Origin of the sequence: Flavobacterium shii (genome assembly GCF_025847235.1) — a bacterium.
Taxonomy (GTDB): Bacteria; Bacteroidota; Bacteroidia; order Flavobacteriales; family Flavobacteriaceae; genus Flavobacterium; species Flavobacterium shii.
Genome location: NZ_JAOZEW010000008.1, coordinates 89304 through 108026, shown reverse-complemented (window position 1 = coordinate 108026; position 18723 = coordinate 89304). Strand labels below are relative to the sequence as shown.

At 34.3% G+C, this 18723-nt stretch carries 2 protein-coding genes; both read left to right on the top strand.

The genetic code is table 11. From position 1 onward, the window contains the following. Nucleotides 1–387: 387 nt before the first annotated feature. Nucleotides 388–9078, top strand: coding sequence for a non-ribosomal peptide synthetase (locus OIU83_RS09275; RefSeq protein WP_264205973.1), 8691 nt, complete (start codon nt 388–390; stop codon nt 9076–9078). 78 nt (nt 9079–9156) lie between these two features. Next, nucleotides 9157–18717, top strand: coding sequence for a non-ribosomal peptide synthetase (locus OIU83_RS09270; RefSeq protein ID WP_264205972.1), 9561 nt, complete (start codon nt 9157–9159; stop codon nt 18715–18717). The last annotated feature ends 6 nt before the right edge of the window (nt 18718–18723 follow it).

Genomic DNA, 18723 nt, shown 5'->3' with positions numbered 1-18723 from the left:
TGGCCCGAAAGGAAAGCTATTACTATCTAGGGTAATCTCCCTGAGATAATTCTATCATTAAAATTCAAGTTAGATTTTTAAACTCCGTCGAATTGATGGGGGTGGTATTGTTGTGTCAAAAAAATTCAATTTTTTTTAATTGACTTAATCTTTAAGATTATCGTTCGGGGTTTATAAGTCCGTAATTTTTATATCAAAAATCCGTAATCTCTAAAGAAATGTTACTACTACTTTAGCATAAAATCTAGCTTGTATTAGTGTTGAAAATTAAATAGTTAGGTTGTTGTTCTCATGACAGAGGGAGAAAAGTGTTTTTAAAAAGAAAGACTTTAATAATTTATTAAACAGTTCACAAATTGATATTAACCGTATAAAAGAATTACAATAATGGATCACATCAACGACAAAATAGCTAAAGATTATTGGCATAAAAAAAATAGTAGAATTGTTTATTCTAAAGAAAGTGCTTCAGAAAGTTCTTTTGTAGATTTTATTAAAGTCGATTCAAGTAAACTTTCTTACTTCTATAAGGTGACAGGGGAAAATACAGATGCAGAATTTACGGTGTTAATAGCACTTTATAACATGTTACTTCAGCGCTATTTTGCAGATGATAATATGTTGTTTTTGAAATCATTCCTGGCCTCCGAGGAAAAACTGTTATGTTATGAATTTCAACCGATTGCTCAAAAAACGATAAAAGAGTTTATACAAGAAACCAGAGAAGAGGTTCAGGAGGTTTATAAAAATGCTCCTTATTATGGAAATGTTCTTACAGATCAGGGTTCATGTGTAAACTACATTCCTTTTCAATTTAACTATGGAGTTAATACTAAGCCTTATGAATTATATAACGAATTGTCATTTCATATTGAAAAGCTTAAAAACAATGATTTAAAGATTTCATTATATTATTCTGAGAAATTTGCAGAAAGTAACATTGCACTACATTTTCTAAATAATTTTGAAAGATGGCTTGAAGAACTGGAAGATAGTATCAATGTATCTGCATCTAAGATTTCTTTAATTTTTAAAGAGGAAAAAAGATTGTTGCTGGATAATTTGGATAATACAAAATCCGACTATGACCGTACTATAACATTATCAGAAATTGTAGAAAAACAAGCACATAAAACTCCTCAAAATATAGCTGTTGTTTGTAAGGAAATTGCACTTACTTATGAATCTCTTAATGAGCAGGCAAACCAGCTTTCTCAATATCTTTTAAGCAATAGTATTTCGCAAGGTGATTTTGTGGGAGTTAAATTAGAAAGAAGCGAAAAACTGCTTATTGCTATATTGGCAGTTTTAAAGACAGGAGCAACTTATGTTCCAATAGATGTTAATTATCCGGAAGATAGAATTGCTTACATAGAAACCGACAGTAATTGCAAGCTGGTAATTGATGTAGGGGTTTATAATAATTTTGAGGAAAACCAGGTTAATTATACTAAGGAAAACCCATCATCTTGCAGAAGATCAGATGATTTGGCTTATATTATATACACTTCAGGAACTACTGGTAATCCTAAAGGCGTAATGATCACACATCAAAATGCCGTTGCATTAGTTTATTGGGCACAAGAAGAATTCAATTCGGAAAGTTTTGATATCGTTTATGCGGCTACATCACATTGTTTTGATCTTTCTATATATGAGATGTTTTATCCACTTTCTATCGGAAAAAAAATAAAAATATTAAATAATGCTTTAGAGATTGGCAGAGAACTATCACAGGATCAGATGATTTTATTGAATACAGTTCCGTCGAGTATACGAAATATTTTAGGGGAAGGTTTTTCTTTTGAAAATGTTAGTGTAATTAATCTGGCTGGTGAACCTTTTCCGGTAGATATCGCTAAAAGATTATTACAAACAAATGCCGAAATCAGAAACTTATACGGTCCATCAGAAGACACAACTTATAGTACTTGCTACAAATTGTCTTCAGAAAAGATATACCAAACGATTCCTGTTGGTAAGCCTATAAATAATACACAAGCCTATATCTTAGATGAAGAGTTTCAATTAGTGCCACTGGGAACTATTGGAAAACTATATCTTTCTGGAGATGGAATTGCTAAGGGATATCTCAATAAAGCAGAATTAACTTCGGTTAAGTTTATAGATAATCCTTTTGAACAAGGAAAAAAGATGTATGATACAGGCGATTTGGTAAAATGGATGCCGGATGGAAATCTTGCGTTTCTAGGAAGAAAAGATCATCAGATAAAACTTAGGGGATATCGTATTGAGCTTGAAGAAATAGAGAATGTTATGTCTTCATTTTCTGAGGATATTCTGCAATCCGTTGTAGCTGTCAGAAAGAACAATGGCGAAGATATCTTGGTTGGATATTATACAGAAAGTACGGTTATAGATAAAATACATTTAAGAGTTCATTTAGAAAAACAGCTTCCTGCTTACATGATTCCATACTATTTTATAAAAGTAGAGAAGATCCCATTAACTCCTAACGGAAAAATAAACAAGGATGCTCTTGCTGAAATAGCAGACATCACTATTATTAAAAAAGAATATGTAGCACCTGTAGATGCAGTAGAGAAAGCACTGGTTGAAATTTGGGAACAAACTCTGGGAATTTCTCCTATTGGTATGAACGATCATTTCTTTGAATTGGGAGGACATAGTCTAATGATTTCACAAATTATTAATGCAATCTACAAAAATCTGAATAAGAGTGTTCCGTTTAGAGTGTTTTATACCAATCCTACTATCAATGAATTGAGAAAAGTATTGAAGAATCAGGAGTATTTACCTATCCCGCTAGTTTCATATTCAGAGTCGTATCCATTGACACATTCTCAAAACAGATTATGGCTGCTAAGTCAATTAGAAGGAGGAAATGAAGCATATCAAATTTCAGGAGCAGTATTGTTAAAAGGAAATGTTAATGCTGATAATTTTACCAAAGCATTTACTCAGGTAGTTGCATATCATGAAATTTTAAGAACATATTTTCAAAAAGATGAAGAAGGAGAAGTAAAACAATTTATTGTTCCAAATGATGAATTTCATTTTACAATAGAAGCCCATGATTTTTCAAATCAGGAATTACCATATGAGGAGGTAGAAAACTATATAAGAGAAAAAGAAAAACAAAGTTATAATCTGGCAGAAGCACCCTTATTCAGAGCTTCATTATTGAAGACTACTGCTGCTGATTATGTGTTTTATTTGTCAATTCATCACCTTATAAGCGATGGATGGTCATTGAAAGTATTGACAGCACAAGTTTTAGAATATTATGAAATATTAGAAAGAGGAGACTCCATTTTATTGCCTGAGTTTACAGTTCAGTTTAAAGATTATACTTTATGGCTACAGGATCAACAGAAAAAAGAGAGCTATCAAACAGCCGAAAACTATTGGCTTAAACAATTTGAAGAAACACCACCAGTACTTCAATTGCCGGGTTACACTAACCGTCCAATTGTAAAAACGTATTCAGGAAGTCAGTTGCGTTGTACTTTCTCAACAGAATTACTAACCGAATTAAAAAACCTTTCAAAGAGTTCTCAGGTAACATTATTTACGGTGTTAATGACAGGAGTAAAAACATTGTTATCAAGATATAGCAATCAGAACGATATTGTTATTGGAACACCCATAGCCGGACGAGAGCATCCTGATTTGGAACATCAGATAGGTTTGTATATCAATACACTTGCAATACGAACATTAATCGATCAGAAAGATGGGTTCTCTACATTGCTTGAAAGAGAAGGGAAACAGCTTTTAGAAGGTTATGAACATCAGAATTTTCCATTCGATGCTTTGGTGGAGCAGTTGAAAATTTCGAGAGATACTTCAAGATCACCTTTGTTTGATATTATGGTAGTTTTACAAAATCAAAATCAGGTATCAAACTTTACAAATACAAATTCTTCTGATATTGTTCTGGAAGAATTTGAAATCAGCAGTAATGTTTCTCCGTTTGACATTGTATTTACTTTCACAGAAAAAGAATCACTTCATTTAGAAATTCTTTATAATACAGCTATTTATAATGCTGAATTTATTGAGAAAATATCCTGGCATCTGGAGAATTTATTCCGTCAGGTAGTAAGACAGCCCGAAATATTATTAGAAGAAATAGACTTAGTTTCTGACAGTGAGAAAGAAACTTTACTGCGTACATTCAATAACACAGATTCTGTTTTTGATACAGATAAAACAGTCATAGATCATTTTTTATCTCAAGTAAAGAAGACCCCACAAAAATTGGCTGTTATAGAAGATGACAAAACTTTAAGCTATGCCCAATTAGATGAATTATCTAATAGACTGGCTAATTATCTTATTGAAAATTGTAAAATCGCTCCACAAAATCTGATTGCTGTTAAACTAAATAGGGGAGAACGCCTGCTTATATCATTATTAGGTATTTTAAAAACAGGAGCTGCTTATGTGCCTATAGATACAAATTATCCTGAAAACAGAATTAAGGATATTCTGGAAGATGTTGCTGCCGGGGTTATAATAGACGATGCATTTCTTGATGAGTTTTATTGCAGTGAAACATCTCCTTTGCAGCCTGAAATAAAAACCGTAAGTACACATCTTGCTTACGTAATCTATACTTCTGGATCTACAGGAAAACCAAAAGGAGTAATGATTACGCACCAAAGTTTGGTAAATTTATGTCATTGGCATACAGAAACCTATAATGTGGATGAAACCAGTAAAGGAACTTTATTTTCCGGAGTTGGATTCGATGCTTCGGTTTGGGAAATCTATCCGTATTTGATATCCGGTGCTACGCTTTATCCAATTCAAAAAGAAGAAATACGTCTTCAGACAGAAGTATTAGCGTCCTTTTTTAAAGATAATCAAATTACACATGCCTATCTGCCTTCAAAAATTTGTCAGGATATTATGGCTGATGACAGTTTAGACTTATCTACAACGATACTTACCGGAGGAGAACGCCTGAATTATTCTGTAAACACATCTTTACAGGTATATAATAATTATGGACCAACAGAAAACACAGTTGTAACGACGTATTATAATTGTAAAGAAGCTTTACATGAAAAAGTATCCATTGGAAAACCAATAGCGAATACCAAAGTTTATATCTTATCCGACAACTTAAAATTACAACCAATTGGAGTTGCTGGAGAATTGTGTATCTCGGGAATCGGACTTTCAAAAGGGTATTTGCACCAACCGGAACTTACGGCAGAGAAATTTATTCAAAACCCGTTTAAAGCAGAAGATAAGCTATATAAAACCGGAGATTTAGCCCGATGGCTGCCTGATGGTACTCTTGAATTCATAGGACGAAAAGACAATCAGATAAAAATAAGAGGTAACAGAGTTGAATTGGGTGAAATAGAACATGTTATTAGAGAATATGAACCTGCAATTACTAATGCGATAGTATTAATAAAAGAAATAAATCAAGAACAAGTTATAGCAGCCTATTATACTGCAACCGCAGATATAGATAAAAAATTATTAAGAGGTTATTTAAAAGAGCAATTACCGGATTATATGATTCCAAGTTATTATGTAGCATTGGAAACATTGCCCTTGAATGCAAACGGAAAAGCAGATACCTTAAAGCTTCCAACTATTTCCGAAGCCGATATATTGAAAAAAGAATATGTTGCACCAACTACCGAAACAGAAGCAAAGATTGCTGTAATCTGGCAAGAAATTTTAGGACATCAAAAAATTGGTGTTACTGATGATTTCTTTGAGCTTGGAGGACACAGTTTATTATTGACGAAATTATTAAGCGAATACCAGAAAATATTTAAAAGAACAATTGATCTTAAAACACTCTATACAAATACGAGTCTGAAAAACCATGCAGTTCTTTTAAATGATTCAGAAGAAGTAGTAAGTGAGATTACAAAATTAGCCAATCAGGAATTTTATGATTTATCACCTTCTCAGATTCGATATTGGTTATTGTATAAAATACAAGGAAAATCCAGGGAATTCAATATTTACAGTACGTTTGAATTGCCGGATAATTTAAATATTAATGCTTTCGAATCGGCATTTAATATCCTTTTGCAACGTCATGAGATTTTGAGAAGTGTATTTGTTGAAAAAGTAGGTATTCCTAAACAAAAAATGTTACCAAATGTAGACATATTAATTCCAATTTTTGAATCAGAAGCAGCTATTAAAAGCGATGTATTCGAACATGAATTTGATCTCGAATCCTATCCTTTGTTTAAAATAGCTATTTTAAAACAAGGCACAACTCACAGATTGTATTTTAATATGCATCACAGTATAGGCGACGGGTGGTCTATGGGGATTATATCAAGGGATTTAATGCACATTTATACTGCAATAAATGCAGGCGAAACTGCAGCACTACCTGAGTTATTGATACAGTATAAAGATTATGCGCAATGGCAGAATAAACTGTTACAATCGCCAGAGATTACAGTTCAGGAAAATTATTGGAAACAACAGTTTGAAGGATCTTTAACGTATCTGCAATTGCCATCAGATTATATTTCGAAATTAAAAAAGGCAGATACTTCTTCTTCTTACACGGTATACATTACAGAAGACAAGAAGAAAAAAATAGAAGAATTATCCAGAAAAAATGGTAGTAGCGTATTTGCTGTATTTGTTGCAACTCTAAAGATATTATTGTTCAGACTTACTTCAGAAGAAGATATTATTGTTGGGATTCCGGTAGCAAATAGAAATCATTATCAATTAAAAGACTTAGTGGGGTGTTTTATAAATACGCTCATGCTACGAGATAAAATAGATGGAAATGTATCTTTTCAGACATGGCTTCAAACCGTAAATGAAACATTAATAAATGCTTTAGCACATCAAAACTATCCTTTTGAACAATTGTTGGAATTGATTGATGTTCCTCAAAATGATAATCGTTTTCCTATAAGCCCAGTTTTTCTAAACATGGTTGATTTTGATGTAAAAGCGCTGGAAATAATAACTGAATTCATTCCAAATCATGGAATACTTGAAGCAACACCAAAATTTGATGTGGAATGTTACATAAAAAGCTTCGCAAACGGATATAGTATAAACTGTGTATATGATCACGAACTCTTTAAAAAAGAAACCATTCAATATTGGATAAACGCTTATTTATCTATTATCGATCAGGTAATAGTGAATGAAGAAAAACCGTTGGAGACAATAAAAATATTTGAAGAGTTTGTTTATCAGGAAGAGGACTTAAAACCAATTAATGATTTTAGATTTTTTGAGGCGAGTGAAATTCAACAAAGTATAACGCAACGATTTGAAAAACAAGTGGAACGATTTCCATATCATCGCGCTGTGGCTTCAAATGGAATTGAACTTACTTATAAAATGTTGAATAATTGTGCGAATCATTTAGCCCAACAAATCAATGCAAAAGCAAATCACGAAACCAAAAGAATAGCACTGCTTTTAAATCACAATGAAACTTGTGTAATAGGAATGCTGGGAGTGCTTAAAGCCGGATATGCTTATGTACCTATCGATCCGAATACTCCCTTGAGCAGGATTCAGTATATTATTGAAGACTCAGGGTGTAACCAGCTGGTATGTAATGATAAAACCATAGAAACAGCCCAACAGCTGCAACAGATAGTACCGGAATTATCGATCATAAAGTTATCTCAAAATTATGTTCTTCCTCAAATTCCAAACCCATACAATAGCCTAAATTCCTTAGCAGAGGCCTATGTTTTGTATACTTCGGGATCTACAGGAATGCCAAAAGGAGTTTTGCAGAATCAAAAAAATGTACTTCATTTTATACGAGTATATACTAATAATGTTCAAATTGGAGAAAATGATAATTTAAGTGTTTTCTCAACCTATACGTTTGATGCTTCTGTAAAAGATATTTATGGGGCAATTTTAAACGGTGCAAAAGTTAGTTTCTATGATATAGTTGAAAATGGGCTTGACCAACTTTCAGAATGGCTACTTGCTCAAAACATTACGATTATACATATGGTACCAACAATCTACAGGAATTTCTTAAAAGGACTGGAAGAAGATGTGGTGTTACCTACAGTAAGATTAATTGATTTAGGAGGAGAATCATGTCATAAGGCAGATTTGGATTTATTTAAAAAATATTTCCTTGAAGGAACTTTTTTAGTAAATGATTACGGACCAACAGAATCTACTATTGTAAGTCAAAAATTCTTAACACATACTTCTCAATTAACGAGAAATAATATGCCTTTGGGTAAAGCAGTAAAGGAAACGGATATTTTCTTATTAGATGAAAATAATCAACCGAGAGGTATTTACCAAACAGGAGAAATTGTTTTTAAAAGTGACTATCTCTCATTAGGGTATTTAAACAGACAGGAATTAACAGATAACGCCTTTATAACAGACCCGATAACGGGAGAAGGCAGGGTTTATAAATCAGGTGATATCGGGAAAATGCTTCCTACTGGTGAAGTTGAATTTCTGCAAAGAAAAGATTCTCAGGTAAAAATCAATGGATTACGAATAGAACTGTCAGAAATAGAATATCAACTAGAACAGATTGAGTTTATAAAAGAGGCAGTGGTTTTACTTAAAGAATTACAGGGAAATAATTATATAACGGCGTACGTAAGGTTAACGGAAACCCTGGATGTGACTAAAGTCAAAATGCTTTTGGGAAAAATATTACCTAAATATATGATTCCAACAATTTATATAGCTATGGAAGAATTTCCATTGACACGAACCGGGAAAATAGAAAGAAAAGCATTGCCAAATCCTACTATTTCCGATTTGAAAACGGTGCCATATGTAGCTCCTAAAAATGATATAGAAAGTGAATTGGTAGCTATCTGGGCTGAAGTTCTGAAACTCAGACCTGAGATTGTAGGAACAGAAGATAATTTCTTCGAATTGGGAGGGAATAGTTTGCAAGCTGTCGTTCTGATTAATAAAATAAACAAAACATATAGCACAATGTTTTCTATTACAAATCTATACGAAACCCTAAATATAGCTGGTTTATCAGTCTTACTGAATTTTTATATAATTCAAAAAAACGAATTTGAGATGGTACTTCAGGAAGAAGATCAAGACGAAATTGTTCTGTAAAGGTTTTTAAAAAGAAAATCCAATCATTAAAGAAAAAAGAAAATATAAATCCGGCAATACCAGGTTAAACAATTTTTTATGAAAAATGACATTCTACATAAACTTCTTTCCTTAGGAGTTCAGTTAAAAATAAATGATGGTAATCTTAAAGTTAATGCGCCTAAAGGGGTGTTGACAACAGAATTATTAGAGGAGATTAAAGAACACAAGGTGTATTTAATGAGTCTGATAGCTATTAGTACATCTATTCCTAAAGCTGAGGTAAAGGAAAGCTATGCCTTAACTCCAACACAATATTTTATGTGGTTTACCCATGAATATCTTGGAGGAGACAGAGCATATAATATTACTTCAACATTAAAGTTGCAGGGAAAAATCAATGAAACGCTTCTAGAAAAAGCATTTCAGCAAGTTATATTACGCCATGAAGCGCTCAGAACTATTTTTAAAAAGAATCAAAAGGAAGAAATCCAACAGTATATCTTATCAAACGAAGAAACGGAGTTTAAGCTACATACTTTAGCATTGCAGCATTTTTCTGTTGAGCAACTTCACAATCAAATTAAAGAAGAATATCAAAAAGTTTTTGATTTAGAAAAAGATCTTTTATTAAGTGCTACTTTATTAAAGAGTAGTGAAGAAGAACATATTCTGGTGTTTGTCCTGCATCATATTATAGGAGATGGCTGGTCATTGCAATTACTTACCAGAGAAGTTATGCTCGTTTATAACAGTTTGGCGAGTGCGCAGGCAATAGAATTACCTGAACTTTCTATACAATACAAAGACTATAGCGAATGGCTTAATGGAAAGCTTGTAAGTCCCGAATACATCGCAAAATTAGAATACTGGAAACAACAGTTTCAAACAAAATCTCCAGTATTGGATTTGATTCAAGGAAAACGTCCGGCTGTTAAAACCTATAACGGACGCATACACAATCATGAATTTTCTAAACACTTTTTAGGAGAATTAAATGCTTTCGCAAAAGAGCATCAAATGACACTATTCATGTTACTGATGGGGGGATTGAACGGATTATTTTCCAAGTACACAGGTCAGACAGATATCACACTAGGAACTACTGTTGCAGGAAGAGAACATGCTGATCTTGAACACCAGATAGGACTATACTCTAATGCCTTGCCTATACGTATACAGTTTGAAAAAGAAGATAGTTTTGCTCAATTGATGCAAAAACAAAAGCAGACACTTATAAAAGCATATGAAAATAAAGAGTATCCTTTTACTGCCCTTGTCAATCACTTAACACTTCCTAAGAACCAGAGCAGATCTGCTTTGTTTGACATTATGGTTTTATTGCAAAATCATCAGGGATTGGAAATCAACGATCAAAAAGGAATAAATGGAGTCGTGGCTTCTGAATATAGTGAAATCGAAAGAGGAGTTAGTCAGCTTGATATTAGTTTTGTATTTGTAGAAAAAGAAGAAAGTTTGTCTTTAAGTGTGGAATACAATACAGACATTTATAATGAAAGTTTTATTGTTAGTCTTCTGCATCATTTTGAAGGATTTATAAAATCTGGACTTCAAAAACCAAATCAATCTGTAGATGCCATTGAGATTGTGACCCTAACAGAAAAAAACAAGATACTTACTGAATTTAATACCCCATCTATTTCTTCTGAAAGTTCTTTGACGATTATAGATCTTATAAAAGCAATAGCTGTCGAAAATCCAAGCCAGACAGCACTCGTTTATCAGGAAGAAGAAATAAGTTATACACTTTTAGAAAAATACAGCAATAAACTGGCAAACTACCTCGAGCAACATCTCCATGTTGAAAAAGGTGATTTTATAGGAATAGAATTAGAAAGAAATTCATGGACTATCATAACAATTCTTGCCGTATTAAAGGCGGGAGGAGTATATATACCTATTGATCCTGCTTATCCAGAAGAAAGAAAAAGTTATATAAAACAAGATAGTTATTGCAAACTCACAATAACCAATGCAGTATTAGAAGAATTTAAAAGTATTTCTGATAGTTATATAGGGGAATATACACCAGAGATAACTCCAACAGATCTGGCTTATGTAATATATACTTCGGGATCTACCGGAAATCCGAAAGGAGTACAAATAACCCACGCTTCTTTGATAGATTATGCAGTAACATTTAAAGACTACTTTCAATTGTCATCACAAGACAGTATAGTACAACAAGCGAGTATTTCTTTCGATACTTCAATAGAAGAAATATTTCCAATCCTTATTAGCGGAGGAACTTTGGTAGTATATGAATCAAAAGGAGATTTCCAAACATTATTCCGTCTTTGTGAGCACTCAAACATAACAATTTTGAGTACGAATCCGTATGCACTACAATACTTGAATGGAGCTCATAAACAATATAATCTTAAAATAAGAATCCTCATTAGTGGTGGGGACGTTTTACAACCAGATTATATAAATAATTTATGGGATAATATCGCTATATATAATACTTACGGGCCAACAGAAAGTACTGTTTGCGCTACTTATTATAAAGTATCTGAAAAACAAGCTGCGATTCCTATTGGAAAACCTATTTCTAACAGACAAGTATATATTTTAGAACCCGAAACGACACAATTATCTCCTCTAGGAGTTGTTGGAGAACTTTGCATATCAGGTAAAGGGCTTTCAGCAGGTTATTTGAACCAGCAGGAACTAACAGCAGAAAAATTTGTACCAAATCCTTTCATTGAAGGTGAAAAAATGTACCGTACAGGCGATTTAGCCTATTGGTATCCTGACGGTAATATCGAGTACATGGGCAGAATTGATCATCAGGTTAAGATACGTGGTTTCAGGATAGAACTTGGTGAGATCGAAACTGCGGTACTACAATATTCTGATGATTTAAGACAAACAGTTGTTGCTGTAAAAGAAAGCAATGGCGAGAAAGTATTGGTTGCTTATTATGTGAGCAATGAAGAACTGGACAAATCGGCTATCCGAACTTATCTTCAAGGGAAGTTACCCGAGTATATGGTTCCTGGATTTTATGTTGCCTTAGAAAACCTTCCTTTAACTCCTAACGGAAAAACGGATCGTAAAGCGTTACCGGAAATAAGCGGGGAAGATTTAATCCGAAAAGAATATGTTTCTCCAAGAAATACAATAGAGGAAGACCTTGCCAATATCTGGCAGGAAGTCTTAAAAGTTGATAAAATAGGAATAACAGATAATTTCTTCGAATTGGGAGGACATAGCCTTATTGCAGCACAGGTTATAAACCGAATTCAAAAACAATTAAGCAAGAAAGTATCCTTTAAGGATTTCTTTTCAAAGCCTACAATCGAAGGTTTATCCCAGCAATTAACCGAGGCATGTTATGTATCCATTGCTCAGGCACCGTTGCAGGAAAGCTATCCTTTGACGGCTTCCCAGAACAGACTTTGGCTTTTAAGCCAACTCGATGGTGGTTCTCAGGCTTACAATATTCCGTTTGCCTTCGAGTTATCAGGTACTTTGGATAAAGACAAATTCGAAGCCTCGTTTGAAAAAGTAATAGAACGTCACGAGATATTAAGAACCCGCTTTAAAGCTGATGAATCAGGATTGGTACGCCAGCATATTTTGCCAGCTGATTCTGTTACTTTTAGATTGATTCGAGAAGACTTTACCTCAGTAAATAGGCAACAAGAAGCCGTATCGGATTATCTGCAAGAGCAAAGCAATTTTGCCTTCGATCTGGAGAAAGCTCCTTTATTGCGCGCCGGACTTGTAGAACTTGATACCCAGAAACACGTTTTCTTTTTATCAATGCACCATATTATCGGAGATGGCTGGTCGCTGGAATTACTGGTTTCTGAAGTTGTGAAGATTTATAATGCGTTAAGTCAGGGATTAGAGATTGAACTTCCAGCATTAAAGATTCAATATAAAGATTATGCTGTATGGCTTACCAAAGAACTTCAGCAGGAAAAACACCTGAAAGCGAAAGAGTTCTGGATGTCTCAATTCTCAGGAGAAATTCCTGTATTGGATTTACCAAGTTTCAAGAAACGCCCATTAATGCAGAGTTATAAAGGAGAGAGTATCAATCGTACATTTTCACAAGCATTTTCACAGAAGTTAAAAACATATTCAAAAACACAAGACGCCACATTGTTTATGACCTTGATTGCAGGAGTAAAAACACTCCTTTATCGATACACAGGTCAAAATGATATCATCATCGGGACACCTATAGCAGGGAGAGAACATCCGGATTTGGAGAATCAGGCAGGACTCTACCTCAACACACTAGCCATTAGAACCCAATTTAAGGAGAAAGCCCAATTTACGGAAATAGTAAATCAGGAGAAACGTACTTTGCTTGAAGCGTATCAGCATCAGAATTATCCATTTGATGACCTGATTGGAAACCTGAACCTGAAGAGAGATATGAGCCGCTCGGCACTTTTTGATGTGATGGTCGTTTTACAAAACCAAGGACAGCTAAAAAACCTTGTAAACGGAGAAGAACTGACAGGATTAGAGATTAAGAACTATGAGTTTAAAAGCAAGACTTCCCAGTTTGATGTGAGCTTTGTTTTTATAGAAAAAGAAGAAGGATTATCGTTGACCATCCAATACAACACCGATCTTTATGATTCCTTGTTGATTGAAAGGATGTTTGCCCATCTAGAACTTTTAATGACTCAGGCAATAGACGAAAGTTCTCTTACTCTAGAAGAGCTGTCTTATATTACTGCCGAGGAAAAACTTGAGGTAACAGAAACCTTCAATGATACCCTTGCAGATTATTCCAAAGACAGAACCATTATCGATATGTTTGAAGAACAGGCTGCAAAGACCCCAGATAAAATAGCAGTTGTTTTTGAAAACAAAGAACTGAGTTATCGTTCCTTGAATGAACAGGCGAACCAACTTGGAGCTTATTTAAGAAAGCATTATGATATCAAGTATGATGATCTTATTGGTATTAAGCTGGAACGAAGCGAACGCATGATGGTTGCTATATTAGGAATCCTAAAATCTGGAGCTGCATATGTTCCTATTGATCTTACATATCCACAATCCAGAATTGAATATATAGAACAGGACAGCAACAGCAAACTGATCATTGATGAAGCAGTATTGGAATTATTTTATAAGGAACAGCAGGATTATTCCACATCGAATATCGAGAAGAATAACGGTCCCAAAGATTTAGCATATGTAATTTATACCTCAGGAACTACCGGAAATCCTAAAGGGGTAATGGTGGAGCATACTGCTTTAGTTAATCGTTTAGAGTGGATGCAGAATTTTTATCCAATTGTAGAAGATGACGTTATTCTACAGAAAACAAGTTATTCATTTGATGTTTCTGTATGGGAATTATTCTGGTGGTCATTCACAGGATCTAAATTATGTGTATTAAAACCTGACGGACAAAAAAGTCCAAAAGAAATTATAGATCATATTAAAAAATATAAAGTGTCGGTGCTTCATTTTGTGCCTTCAATGTTAAATCTGTTCTTAGATTATTTAGAAGAAAACAAACATGAAATTCAGAATTTAGAGAGCCTTAAAAGAGTATTTACAAGTGGAGAAGCTTTAACGGCTGATCAAAACCGTAACTTCTTTCTTCAATTAGCAAACGTTTCATTAGTAAACTTATACGGACCGACCGAAGCTACAATTGATGTGAGTTATTTTAATTGTTCAGAAAACTTGTTGTCTGTTCCTATAGGAAAACCAATTGAAAATATGCAACTTTATGTTTTAAGTGATGATTTAAAAGCACTTCCAGTTGGAATTGTTGGTAAATTATATATTTCAGGAGTGGGTTTAGCTAGAGGTTATGTAAATAAGCAGGAACTAACAGCAGAAAAATTTGTACCAAATCCTTTCATTGAAGGTGAAAAAATGTACGATACAGGCGATTTAGCCTATTGGTATCCTGACGGTAATATCGAGTACATGGGCAGAATTGATCATCAGGTTAAGATACGTGGTTTCAGGATAGAACTTGGTGAGATCGAAACTGCGGTACTACAATATTCTGATGATTTAAGACAAACAGTTGTTGCTGTAAAAGAAAGCAATGGCGAGAAAGTATTGGTTGCTTATTATGTGAGCAATGAAGAACTGGACAAATCGGCTATCCGAACTTATCTTCAAGGGAAGTTACCCGAGTATATGGTTCCTGGATTTTATGTTGCCTTAGAAAACCTTCCTTTAACTCCTAACGGAAAAACGGATCGTAAAGCGTTACCGGAAATAAGCGGGGAAGATTTAATCCGAAAAGAATATGTTTCTCCAAGAAATACAATAGAGGAAGACCTTGCCAATATCTGGCAGGAAGTCTTAAAAGTTGATAAAATAGGAATAACAGATAATTTCTTCGAATTGGGAGGACATAGCCTTATTGCAGCACAGGTTATAAACCGAATTCAAAAACAATTAAGCAAGAAAGTATCCTTTAAGGATTTCTTTTCAAAGCCTACAATCGAAGGTTTATCCCAGCAATTAACCGAGGCATGTTATGTATCCATTGCTCAGGCACCGTTGCAGGAAAGCTATCCTTTGACGGCTTCCCAGAACAGACTTTGGCTTTTAAGCCAACTCGATGGTGGTTCTCAGGCTTACAATATTCCGTTTGCCTTCGAGTTATCAGGTACTTTGGATAAAGACAAATTCGAAGCCTCGTTTGAAAAAGTAATAGAACGTCACGAGATATTAAGAACCCGCTTTAAAGCTGATGAATCAGGATTGGTACGCCAGCATATTTTGCCAGCTGATTCTGTTACTTTTAGATTGATTCGAGAAGACTTTACCTCAGTAAATAGGCAACAAGAAGCCGTATCGGATTATCTGCAAGAGCAAAGCAATTTTGCCTTCGATCTGGAGAAAGCTCCTTTATTGCGCGCCGGACTTGTAGAACTTGATACCCAGAAACACGTTTTCTTTTTATCAATGCACCATATTATCGGAGATGGCTGGTCGCTGGAATTACTGGTTTCTGAAGTTGTGAAGATTTATAATGCGTTAAGTCAGGGATTAGAGATTGAACTTCCAGCATTAAAGATTCAATATAAAGATTATGCTGTATGGCTTACCAAAGAACTTCAGCAGGAAAAACACCTGAAAGCGAAAGAGTTCTGGATGTCTCAATTCTCAGGAGAAATTCCTGTATTGGATTTACCAAGTTTCAAGAAACGCCCATTAATGCAGAGTTATAAAGGAGAGAGTATCAATCGTACATTTTCACAAGCATTTTCACAGAAGTTAAAAACATATTCAAAAACACAAGACGCCACATTGTTTATGACCTTGATTGCAGGAGTAAAAACACTCCTTTATCGATACACAGGTCAAAATGATATCATCATCGGGACACCTATAGCAGGGAGAGAACATCCGGATTTGGAGAATCAGGCAGGACTCTACCTCAACACACTAGCCATTAGAACCCAATTTAAGGAGAAAGCCCAATTTACGGAAATAGTAAATCAGGAGAAACGTACTTTGCTTGAAGCGTATCAGCATCAGAATTATCCATTTGATGACCTGATTGGAAACCTGAACCTGAAGAGAGATATGAGCCGCTCGGCACTTTTTGATGTGATGGTCGTTTTACAAAACCAAGGACAGCTAAAAAACCTTGTAAACGGAGAAGAACTGACAGGATTAGAGATTAAGAACTATGAGTTTAAAAGCAAGACTTCCCAGTTTGATGTGAGCTTTGTTTTTATAGAAAAAGAAGAAGGATTATCGTTGACCATCCAATACAACACCGATCTTTATGATTCCTTGTTGATTGAAAGGATGTTTGCCCATCTAGAACTTTTAATGACTCAGGCAATAGACGAAAGTTCTCTTACTCTAGAAGAGCTGTCTTATATTACTGCCGAGGAAAAACTTGAGGTAACAGAAACCTTCAATGATACCCTTGCAGATTATTCCAAAGACAGAACCATTATAGATATGTTTGAAGAACAGGCTGCAAAGACCCCAGATAAAATAGCAGTTGTTTTTGAAAACAAAGAACTGAGTTATCGTTCCTTGAATGAACAGGCGAACCAACTTGGAGCTTATTTAAGAAAGCATTATGATATCAAGTATGATGATCTGATTGGTATTAAGCTGGAACGAAGCGAACGCATGATGGTTGCTATATTAGGAATCCTAAAATCTGGAGCTGCATATGTTCCTATTGATCTTACATATCCACAATCCAGAATTGAATATATAGAACAGGACAGCAACAGCAAACTGATCATTGATGAAGCAGTATTGGAATTATTTTATAAGGAACAGCAGAATTATTCCACATCGAATATCGAGAAGAATAACGGTCCCAAAGATTTAGCATATGTAATTTATACCTCAGGAACTACCGGAAATCCTAAAGGGGTAATGGTGGAGCATAGTAATGCCACAGCACTGATAGATTGGTCAAAAGAAGAATATGCGCAAAGTAAATTCGACATGGTTTATGCCGTTACTTCGTATTGTTTCGATTTATCGGTTTACGAATTTTTCTTCACATTAACCACAGGGAAAACATTAAGGATTTTAAAAAATGCTTTAGACATAGCTACTTACTCCCACATCGATAAGAATGTATTATTGAATACAGTACCATCGGTAGTAAGAAAATTATTAGAAGATAATATTTCTTTCGAAAATATTAATGTACTTAATATGGCTGGAGAAATATTGCCTACAGATATAATTGATCAATTGCCATTAGAATCGATAGAAGTAAGAAACCTTTATGGACCATCTGAAGATACAACCTACAGTACTTGTTATTTAATTACTGTCAAAAATCAGAGAACTATTTCTGTTGGACGTCCTATATCAAATACGCAGGCATGGATTCTTAATGAATCACTTTCTCCTGTACCAATAGGTGTAACGGGTAAAATATATCTCTCAGGAAAAGGAATTACACGAGGATATCTGAATAAACCAGAACTGACGACAGAAAAATTTATAGCCAATCCTTTTATCGAAGGCGAAAGAATGTACGATACAGGCGATTTAGCCTACTGGCAGCCAGATGGAAACATAGAGTTTATAGGTCGAAAAGACCATCAGGTTAAGATACGTGGTTTTAGGATAGAACTTGGTGAGATTGAAACTGCTATTTCTAAATATTCAGAATTCATAAAGCAAGTAATTTTAGAAGCCAAAGAAATAAAATCAACACAAGTATTGGCGGCTTATTATGTTGCTTCAGAAAGCATTGATAAGGGAGAGTTGAGAAATTACCTTCAAACAATTCTGCCGGAATTTATGATTCCTAATTACTATGTTCAACTGGAGAATATGCCACTAACTCCAAATGGAAAAGTAGATAAAAAAGCATTACCAGACATATCAGGAGAAGATGTAATAAAGAAAGAATATGTAGCACCAACAAACGAAATAGAGGAGAAGTTAGTGCTCATTTGGCAGGAAGTCTTAAAAATTGATAAAATAGGAATAACAGATAATTTCTTCGAATTAGGAGGGCACAGCCTCATTGTTGGTCAAGTGATTAATCAAATAAACAAACAGTTTGATGTATTGATTAACATAAAAGAGATTTTTATGTCTCCTACAATTGAAATCCTTGCCTTAAACATAGAAAATGCAAAATGGTTGGAAGAAGCTGTTTTAGAAGATTCTGCTACAAAAATATTTATATAAAAGCTT